The organism is Arthrobacter sp. MDT1-48-3, assembly GCF_054511015.1.
Map to the genome: position 1 here is coordinate 992,417 of NZ_JBTNDL010000001.1, position 9,104 is coordinate 1,001,520.

A 9,104-nucleotide genomic window follows, 5' to 3' on the forward strand; every position below is an offset into this window, starting at 1 on the left:
GCGATGACCGCGCGGCGGGTCACGATTCGAAGAGCCGCGCTCCCACGTAGCCGCCCTCGGACGCCCCGCCCGGCACCGCGAAGATGCCGGATCCCACGTGCCGGATGTACTCGTTGAGCAGATCCGACCCCGCGAGCCGTGTCTGCACCGGGATGAAGGCCCGCTCGGGGTCGCGCTGGAAGCAGAGGAAGAACAGGCCCGCGTCGAGGCGGCCGAGCTCGTCGTTGCCGTCCACGAAGTTGTAGCCGCGCCGCAGCATGCGGGCGCCGCCGTTGGTGTCGGGATGCGCCAGCCGCATGTGCGACTGTGCGGCGATCAGGGGTTCCCCGCCGCTGCCCCCTGCGGAGAAGTCGGGGGGCGTGAACTCGTCACCACCGGACAGTGGCGCGCCCTTGCCCTTCGTCCGTCCGATCGACCGCTCCTGCTCGGAGAGGCGCGTACGGTCCCACGGCTCGACGTTCATGCGCACCTTGCGTGACACCAGGTACGAGCCGCCCGCCATCCACGCCTGGTCGTCGCCCTCCGCGACCCATACGTGCTCGTCCACGGCTGCACGGTCCTCGGCTTTGACGTTGGCCGTGCCGTCCTTGAACCCGAAGAGGTTGCGGGGCGTCACCTGGGTGGTGCTGGTGCTCGAGGTACGACCGAAGCCCAGCTGTGAGTAGCGCAGCGACGCCCGGCCGAAGGCGATCCGGGACAGGTTGCGGATGGCGTGGACGGCCACCTGCGGATCGTCGGCGCATGCCTGGATGCAGAGGTCGCCTCCGCTGATGCGCTCCTCGAGCATGTCGCCGGAGAAGGCGGGCAGTGGTGCCAGGGCGCGGGGCCGCAGCGCCGCGATGCCGAATCGATCGACACCCCCTGCCGTGGTGAAGAGGGTGGGACCGAATCCGAACGTGATGGTGAGGCCGGCGGGGCCCAGGTCCATCGCCTCGCCCGTGTCCTCGGGGGGCGCCTCGTACGGCCCGGCGTCGGGCGCGAATTCCCCGGCACTGCCGCCCTGGCTCATGCGCGCGGCAGCGGTGGTCCAGTCCTTCAGGAGGCCGACGAGGTCCTCGCGGGAGACGTCTCCGACGTCGAACACCGCGAAGTGCAGCCGGTCCTGGGCGGGCGTCGTGATACCCGCCTGGTGGTCGCCGTGGAACGGGTACGCCAGCGACCCGGGATCGGTGGCACCTGCGGAGGCGTCGGGTACGGCCCGGCCCGCGACGACGCCGGCACCGACACCCGCGGCAGCGCTTGCCCCGGCGAGGGACAGGGCCCGCCGCCGTGAGATCCGGAACGTACCCGGTGCCATGGCCGCTAGCCCAGGAGCACCGCGGTGATCCGCGAGAGCGGTTCCCCGAGTGCGTTGACGCGATCGGACAGCGCCTTCACGTCCGCCTGGGACAGGTCGCCGTAGGAGACGTAGGCGATGTCGCGCTGCGCGGCACCGGGCACGCTCGTACGGTGCCTGTCGAGTTCGGCGGAGAGGTCCGTGAAGTCCGACCCGAGGGTCGCGACGAGTTCGGGATCCTTGTCCTCGAGGAGGTCCTCCAGGCCGTCGACGAGGACCCGCGCCCCCTCGACATTGCCCTGGAAGTCCCAGAGGTCCGTCCCGGACCAGATCTCCTCCTCACCCGTGACCTTCCCGTTCGCCACCTCGTCGAGAAGGGCGATCGCCCCGTTGGCCAGCTGGTCGAGGGACAGGTCGATCTCCTGCACGGCGGCGTGCAGCGTCGTGGTTTCCTGGACGAGTCGCGCGGCCACGGCCTCCCGCTCCGCCTGCGTCAGCGGAGTGTACGCGGCGTCGGCCGGCGGCCACAGGTCCTTCTCGATGCGGTGCCAGCCGGTCCACTCCTCCCCCTCGGCGAGGTCCGCCTCGCGGTTGTCGAGCTTCGGGTCGAGGTCGCCGAAGCTCTCGGCCACGGGCTCCACCCGCTCGAAGTGCATCCGGGTGGTCGGGTAGAGGCGGCGGGCCGCGTCGTCGTCACCTGCGACGTAGGCGGCCGCGAAGTCCTCGGTGCCCGTCAGGAGCTGGTCCACCTGGTCCTTGACGTAGGCCTTGTAGTTGACCACGGCGGCGTCGATCTGCGCTTGCTCGTCGCCCGTCGGCTCGACGGCGGTCCCGGAGTCGGTCACGGTGAACGAAGCGCGGCCCACGCCGTCGCCCACCATGCCCGGCTTGCAGACGGTGTAGTAGGAGCCCGGCCTGGCGTTCACCACCAGGTCACGGCTGATGCCCGGTCCGATGTTCTCGACCTCGGACACGATGCGCAGTCCGTCCTCGGCGAGGAGGTAGAACTCGGTCACCTGGTCCCCGGCATTGGTGATGCTGAAGGTCAGCGGACCGCTCTCCGCGGTGGCGGCCGAGACCGAGCAGTCCTCGGCGGTGCTGGTGACGCTCAGTCCCCCCGACGCGCCGTCGGCTGTCCCGGCGGAGGCGTTCGGCGTGCAGGCGGTCGCGAGGAGGACGCCGCAGGCGGCGACGGCCGCGGCAGGCTTCGAAAGGCGGGCGGTGGTCACTTGGCTCCTTGGGGAACGGGGATCGTCGCGGCGGGAGCGGGCGTCCGCCGCGCGCTTCGCCGGATGAACAGGGTCATGGTGGGGATGGTGTACGCCAGCCAGGCGATCGCCTCGAGCCAGGTGGTGGCCGGCGAGAAGTTCACGGTGCCCTTCAGCAGCGTGCCGTACCAGCTCGACGGCGGAACGGCTGCGCTGACGTCGAACAGCAGGGTGTTGAGGCCGGGCAGGATGCCCGCCTCCTGGAGGTCGTGGATGCCGTAGGAGAGCACCCCGGCCGCCACGATGATCAGCATGCCGCCGGTCCAGGTGAAGAACCTCGAGAGGTCGATGCGCAGCATCCCGCGGTAGAACATCCAGCCGAGGACGACGGCGGAGGCGAGCCCCAGCGCGGCGCCGAGGAGGGGTTGCGTGGTCTGGCCCGTCGCCTGGACGGCGGACCAGAGGAACAGTGCGGTCTCGAGACCTTCGCGGCCGACGGCGAGGAACGCGACGACCACGAGGCCTGTGCCCCCGGCGGCGAGACGGCGGTCCACCTGCCCGTGCAGCTCGCCGCGCAGGTTCTTCGCCGTCCGTGCCATCCAGAAGACCATCCAGGTGACGAGGCCGACCGCGACGATGGACAGCGAGCCGCCGATCGCCTCCTGGGCCTCGAAGGTGAGTCCGTGCGTCCCGTAGGTGAGCAGTGCCCCGAAACCGAGCGAGAGCACTGCCGCGAGCGCCACCCCGAGCCAGATGCCGGGCAGCAGGTCCCTGCGCTGGATCTTCACGAGGTACGCCACGAGGATGACGACGACCAGCGCGGCTTCGAGGCCCTCACGCAGGCCGATCAGGTAGTTGGCGAACATGGAACGGCTTTCTTGCAGGGGAAGCCCCTGTCAGCGAGGCAAGGTAAGCATAGCCTAACTTCCGGTCCGTCGAGCGCCTGCTACCTGCTCACAGCCCCAACGCGGGGACCGGCAACCCGAACTCGCGCCGGAGCGCAAGCTTCGCCGCATTCAGTCCCGCCATCCCGTGCACGCCCGGGCCCGGCGGGGTCGACTGCGAGCAGAGGTAGACCCCCTTGAGCGGCGTCGCCCAGGGCTGGAGGGACGGTACCGGTCGGGCGACGATCTGGCGCAGGTTCACCGCGCCGCTGCTGAAGTCCCCGCCCACGTAGTTGGCGTTGTACACCTCCAGCTCGCTCGCCGTCGTCGTATGGCTCTGCACCACGACGTCACGGAACCCGGGGGCGAACCGCTCGATCTGCGCGGTGATCGCCTCCGCCATGTCCCTCGTGGACCCCCGTGGAACGTGGCAGTAGGTCCAGAGGGTGTGCCGGCCCTCCGGCGCCCTGGTCGGATCGAACGACGACGGCTGGGACAGCAGGACGTACGGACGCTCGGGATGCCTGCCCTGGTTGACCTGCTTCTCCCCGGCGGCGATCTCCTCCCGGGTCCCGCCGAGGTGGGCGGTGCCGGCGCGGTGCAGTTCGGGATGCGTCCACGGCACGGGGGCGGACAGGATGAAATCCACCTTGCAGGCCGCGTTGCCGTAGGTGAAGGCGGAGAGGGCGGCTTCGTACACGGCCGGGAGCCGGCCGCGCGACATCGCGCGGAAGGTCTTCGGCGCGACGTCGAGGAGCACCACGCGCGCGTCCGACACCTCGGCGAGCGTCTCGATCCTGCTGTCCGTGACGACCTCACCCCCGTGGCGGCGTAGATCGAGGGCGAGGGCGTCCGCGATGGACTGCGAGCCGCCGACCGGGATGGGCCAGCCCACCGTGTGGGCGAGGAGGTTCAGCGTCAGGCCGGCACCCGCACCGGCGAGCGACGGCAGCGTTCCCACGGGATGCGCCATCACGCCGGTGACCAGGGCCCTGGCCTCGTCCGTTCGGAAGCGGCGGTTCCAGGACGGCAGGCCCTGCTCGAGGGTCGCGAGCCCGAAGCGCAGCGCGGCCAGGGGGCTCTTCGGGATGCGCACCACGTGGTTCAGCGTGAAGGCGAGGATGGCCCGCTCGCGCTCGCTCAGGGGCTGCATCAACCGGCGGTAGGCTTCGCCGTCCTCCCCGAGGCCCTCCACCGTCCTGTCCAAGCTGCGGTACGCGATACCCGCGCGGCCGCCGTCGAGCGGATGGGCGAAGGACACCTCGGGGACCGCGAAGCCGATGCGACGGCTCAGCTCGAAGTCGCGGAAGAAGGGGGAGGCGAGTGCCATCGGGTGGACCGCCGAGCAGAAGTCGTGGAGGTGCCCCTCCTGCATCAGCTCGATGGAACGCGAACCGCCCCCCAGCGTCGCAGATGCTTCGTGGACCCGGACGGACAGTCCCGCCCGTGCCATGACGACCGCGGCCGCGAGACCGTTCGGGCCCGCACCGACAACCTCGACATCTGGCATGGCACTTCCTCTCCTGCCGTGCGGGACCACCCCGCCCGGCGCTAGGTCTCCGCGGTGGGTGTACCGGGAGCGTTCTGCCCCGTCCGGAACCGCCGCACGAGGCCCGCGGCACGCCGGACGGCACCCCGCAGGGTACTCGGGCCCGTCCGGCGCGCGGCGAGCAGCGACGCGACGACGGCATATCTTCTGGGGTCCAGCGGGATGTCGTAGGTCGTGGGAACCACCACGACGTTCTTGGAGAAGTTCCGCTTGAAGGTGGTGACGTTCGCGAGGCCCGGGTAGTTCTCGCTCACGATGCCCGTCAGGCCGCACGCCGTGTTGCCCGCGGCCCTGAGCACCCTGAACGCCTCCCACAGCAGCAGGTACGGCGCGAAGGTGCTGCGCGCCTCGTGCGTGCTTCCGGCGAAGTAGTAGACGGAGTATCCGCGGTACTCGGTGGTGATCAGCCAGCTCAGGGGTGCACCGTCCCGGTAGGCGACCAGGAGCCGCAGATGGTCCCCCAGGACCGTCAGCAGCGTCTCGTAGTAGGCCGAGTCGAAGGACTGGAACCCGTCCCGCTCCGCGGTCTCCTGCATGATCGGGAACAGCTGCGCCGCGAAGACCCCTTTCCATTCCTTTCGGGGAATGGAACGCACCTCGACGCCGTTGCGCTGGGCCCGACGGATGCTGTTGCGGGCATTCGGCCGGAAACTTCTCAGCAGGTCCGCTTCCGACGGCGTCAGGTCCACGACGATCTCGCGCTCGTACCAGCCGTGCTCGATGGGACCCGTGGCCGGCGCCTGCAGGGTGGCCACTTGCATGCGGACGTACAGGGGATGGACGTCGGCGGAGTCGCGGAACTGCCGGCGCACCGTCTCCATCAGGACCCGTTCCGCGGCCGGGGTCCGCTCGGCGAACCACACCGGACCGTTGACGACCACCACCGACTCCCTGAAGCGACGCACGATGTGCACGTAGCTGGCGGTCGCCACCAGGGTCCCGGCCTCGTCCCGGTAGGACCAGATCCCCAGGGGCGAGCGCCCGAGTGCACGTTCGAACTCGACCCAGTCGGGCGTCTGCTCGATGGGGATGACGACGTGCGGATGGGCGTCGGCGATCGCGGCGAAGGCGGTCCCGTCGAGCTTGCTGTAGTTCAGGGGTGCTGCAGTCACTGATGGTCTTCCACTGGTCCTGATGATGGCGCGCGGGCGGCCGATGTGCGCTCCAGCGCCGGCCCGGGACCGAGATCCGCCGGCACGGGAACGACTTCCCCGCGGTCCTGTCAGCCTATCGGAGCAGCGGGGACGGAGTTCCTCCGTGCCGTCCCGACCGGTGTCGCCGGGACCGCCCGCCCGCGCCCGCGCCCGGCGGCTCCGGTCGACACCGTGCCGGATCGCAGGACGAAGCGGTCGACGGCCCCGTCGAAGGGGCCGCCCTGGGGGTCGTCGATGCCGACACGCCGCACGACGTCCCGCTCGGGCGCCAGGATCTCCCCGACGACGACAGCCAGGACGTATGCAGTAGCGAGAATATGAGCGAGGACCGCCCAGGAGTACATACCGAGCCCGAGGTTGTGTTCGGGGGCGCCACCGCTCGTCCGACCCCCGAGGTACAGCCAGACGGCGATCCAGTGGAGCACTTCGACGAGCTGCCAGGCGAGGACCACGCGCCAGCGGGGTACGGCGAGGGCGATCAGGGGCACCAGCCAGAGCGCGTACTGGGGTGAGTAGACCTTGTTGCAGAGGATGAACGCGCCAACGACCAGCAGGGCGAGCTGAGCCAGGCGCGGGCGCCGTTCGGCTCGCAGGGCGAGCACTGCGATCCCGGCACAGGCGAGGGCGAAGAGGATCATCGCGCCCGCCGTGATGGCTGCGGGAGACAGCGTCGCCGCGCCGGCCCGATCGGCGAGGGCGTTGTAGACGTACCAGCCCGAGGAGAAGCCGGCGTCGCGCGACTCCGAGAACGTCAGGAAGTACACCCACCCTTCCGGGTCGCGGAGCAGGAAGGGCACGTTCACCGCGGCCCAGGACGCCACCGCGCCCAGGGAGGCGGAGAGGAACGGCCGGATCCGCCCCGACCGGAGCGCGAGGACCAGGACGGCACCGAGCAGCAGCACGGGGTACAGCTTCACGGCAGCGCCGAGGCCCCAGAGAGCGCCCGCGAGGACCGGGCGGTCTCGGGCGAAGGCCAGCATCCCGGCCGTCGCGAGCAACACGGCCCACAGGTCCCAGTTGATGGTGCCGGACAGGATGATGACGGGTGCGGTCGCGACGACGACGGCATCCCACGGCCTTCGGTTCGCCAGCCGGAGCGTGGCGAGCACCGTCAGGATCCATATGCCGGTGAGGAGCACCGCGTTCAGGTCGAAGTAGAGGAGCGACTTCGTGCCGGGCGCGGCGCCGCCCGCCAGGAGGTCCACGAGGACGGCGGTGCCCGAGGCCAGCAGGCCGAGCAGCACCGGGTACTCGAAGAGCACCCCCGGTGTGATGAAGGGCAGGATCCCCTCGCCGAGGCCGCGGCTCTGGTAGAGCTCCGCCCAGTCCGAGTAGCACGCCCGGTAGAAGTAGTCGGGCGAGGACCACCCCTGGAGCCGACACGGGTTCTTGACCACCACGGCCAGTACGGCCGCGGCGACCGTGAGGAGGATGAGGACCCGCTCGACCGTGAACCATCGGGGAGCGATCCGGCCCGGATCGGCGTGCCGTCCCAGGGGCCCGCCGACTCCCTCGACCAGTGGCCCGAGGACGGGGTCCGAACGGGTGGGGACGCTGATGCGGTACGGTCCGCGTGTCCCCGTCCCCGACGTCATCCACCGAGCCTAGCGGCAGGCCGGCGCACCCCGGTGCGGACGGGACGCAGCTTGACGCGCCCCGTCCGGGAAGGCAAGGAATGGAGGAGCACGCGGCGGAGTTGGATACTGAACGTAGACTGGCATTTCCTGCCGACCGCGCCCGGAGCGATGACGGTCGGGGCATATTCAACTGGCTTTCGAGGAGAACTGTGGGACAGAACCCCATTCGCGTGGCAATCATTGGAGTCGGCAACTGTGCCGCGTCACTGGTGCAGGGAGTGCACTACTACCGCGACGCGGATCCGGCGGGAACGATTCCCGGCCTGATGCATGTCGAGTTCGGCAAGTACCACGTGGGGGACGTGCAGTTCGTGGCGGCGTTCGACGTCGACGGCAAGAAGGTCGGCCACGACCTCGCCGAGGCCATCGGCGCCAGCGAGAACAACACCATCAAGATCGCCGACGTGCCCCCCACCGGCGTGATCGTCCAGCGCGGTCACACCCTCGACGGCCTGGGCAAGTACTACCGCGAGACGATCGTCGAGTCCGACGAGGAACCCGTCGACATCGTCGCCCAGCTCAAGGCCTCGAAGGCCGATGTCCTGGTCTGCTACCTGCCCGTGGGCTCCGAGCACGCCGCGAAGTACTACGCGCAGTGTGCCATCGACGCCGGCGTCGCGTTCGTCAACGCCCTGCCCGTGTTCATCGCCGGCACCAAGGAGTGGGCCGACAAGTTCACCGATGCCGGGATCCCCATCGTGGGCGACGACATCAAGAGCCAGATCGGCGCCACGATCACGCACCGTGTCATGGCGAAGCTCTTCGAGGACCGCGGCGTCACCCTGGACCGCACGTACCAGCTGAACGTCGGCGGCAACATGGACTTCAAGAACATGCTCGAACGCGACCGCCTCGAGTCCAAGAAGATCTCCAAGACCCAGGCCGTCACCTCCAACGTCAAGGCCGAACTGCACGCGGACGACGTCCACATCGGCCCGTCCGACTACGTCGCCTGGCTCGACGACCGCAAGTGGGCGTTCGTCCGCCTCGAAGGCCGTAACTTCGGCGATGCCCCTGTGTCCCTCGAGTACAAGCTCGAGGTCTGGGACTCCCCGAACTCGGCCGGTGTCATCATCGACGCCATCCGCGCTGCGAAGATCGCCCTGGACCGCGGCATCGGCGGTCCGATCCTCTCCGCGTCCAGCTACTTCATGAAGTCGCCGCCGGAGCAGTACGCCGACGACATCGCCCACGAGAAGGTCGAAGCCTTCATCCGCGGCGACCTCGACCGCTAGGCAGGACACTGAGCAGGGGGGGGGGGGGGGGGGGGGGGTGGGGGCGGGGGGGGGGGGGGGGGGGGGGGGGGGGGAGGGGGGGGGGTGGGAAGGGGGGGGGGGTGGGGGGGGGGGGGCACGGGGGCCCCTCCCCCCCCCCCCCCGCCCGGTCCGCTCCCGAG

General features: G+C 70.2%; 7 protein-coding genes. 1 reads left to right on the forward strand and 6 read right to left on the reverse strand.

What is annotated here, in order from left to right:
* Nucleotides 1–19: 19 nt before the first annotated feature.
* From efeB to ACX80L_RS04955, 6 genes are all read right to left on the reverse strand, one after another.
* On the reverse strand, nt 20–1,297 hold the full coding sequence (gene efeB, locus ACX80L_RS04930) for an iron uptake transporter deferrochelatase/peroxidase subunit (RefSeq protein ID WP_459288048.1): 1,278 nt from the start codon (nt 1,295–1,297) through the stop codon (nt 20–22).
* A 5-nt stretch (nt 1,298–1,302) separates the two neighbouring features.
* A complete protein-coding gene (efeO, locus tag ACX80L_RS04935; RefSeq protein WP_459288050.1) occupies nt 1,303–2,505 on the reverse strand; it encodes an iron uptake system protein EfeO in 1,203 nt (400 codons plus the stop codon).
* The gene (efeU, locus tag ACX80L_RS04940) at nt 2,502–3,350 is read right to left on the reverse strand and encodes an iron uptake transporter permease EfeU (protein ID WP_133079991.1); all 849 of its coding nucleotides are present in this window, start codon (nt 3,348–3,350) and stop codon (nt 2,502–2,504) included. Before efeU ends, efeO begins: the two co-directional genes overlap by 4 nt.
* An 88-nt stretch (nt 3,351–3,438) precedes the next feature.
* Nucleotides 3,439–4,878 carry an NAD(P)-binding protein gene (locus ACX80L_RS04945; RefSeq protein ID WP_133079992.1) on the reverse strand — a complete coding sequence of 480 codons (1,440 nt, stop codon included), beginning with the start codon at nt 4,876–4,878 and terminating at the stop codon, nt 3,439–3,441.
* A 41-nt stretch (nt 4,879–4,919) separates the two neighbouring features.
* Nucleotides 4,920–6,029, reverse strand: coding sequence for a lipid II:glycine glycyltransferase FemX (locus ACX80L_RS04950; RefSeq protein WP_459288053.1), 1,110 nt, complete (start codon nt 6,027–6,029; stop codon nt 4,920–4,922).
* Nucleotides 6,030–6,139: 110 nt separating this feature from the next.
* Nucleotides 6,140–7,666, reverse strand: a complete 1,527-nt coding sequence (locus ACX80L_RS04955; protein ID WP_459288055.1) for a glycosyltransferase family 87 protein — start codon at nt 7,664–7,666, stop codon at nt 6,140–6,142.
* Nucleotides 7,667–7,857: 191 nt separating this feature from the next.
* On the opposite strand from ACX80L_RS04955, the gene ACX80L_RS04960 reads away from it, so the two are divergent.
* Complete coding sequence (locus tag ACX80L_RS04960) at nt 7,858–8,943, forward strand: inositol-3-phosphate synthase (RefSeq protein ID WP_133079995.1); 1,086 nt, start codon at nt 7,858–7,860, stop codon at nt 8,941–8,943.
* Nucleotides 8,944–9,104 lie beyond the last annotated feature (161 nt).

Bases quoted from the DNA above. Each gene is read 5' to 3' on its own strand.
- efeB (WP_459288048.1), bottom strand. From the start codon at position 1,297: ATGGCACCGGGTACGTTCCGGATCTCACGGCGGCGGGCCCTGTCCCTC.
- efeU (WP_133079991.1), bottom strand. From the start codon at position 3,350: ATGTTCGCCAACTACCTGATCGGCCTGCGTGAGGGCCTCGAAGCCGCG.
- ACX80L_RS04945 (WP_133079992.1), bottom strand. From the start codon at position 4,878: ATGCCAGATGTCGAGGTTGTCGGTGCGGGCCCGAACGGTCTCGCGGCC.
- ACX80L_RS04955 (WP_459288055.1), bottom strand. From the start codon at position 7,666: ATGACGTCGGGGACGGGGACACGCGGACCGTACCGCATCAGCGTCCCC.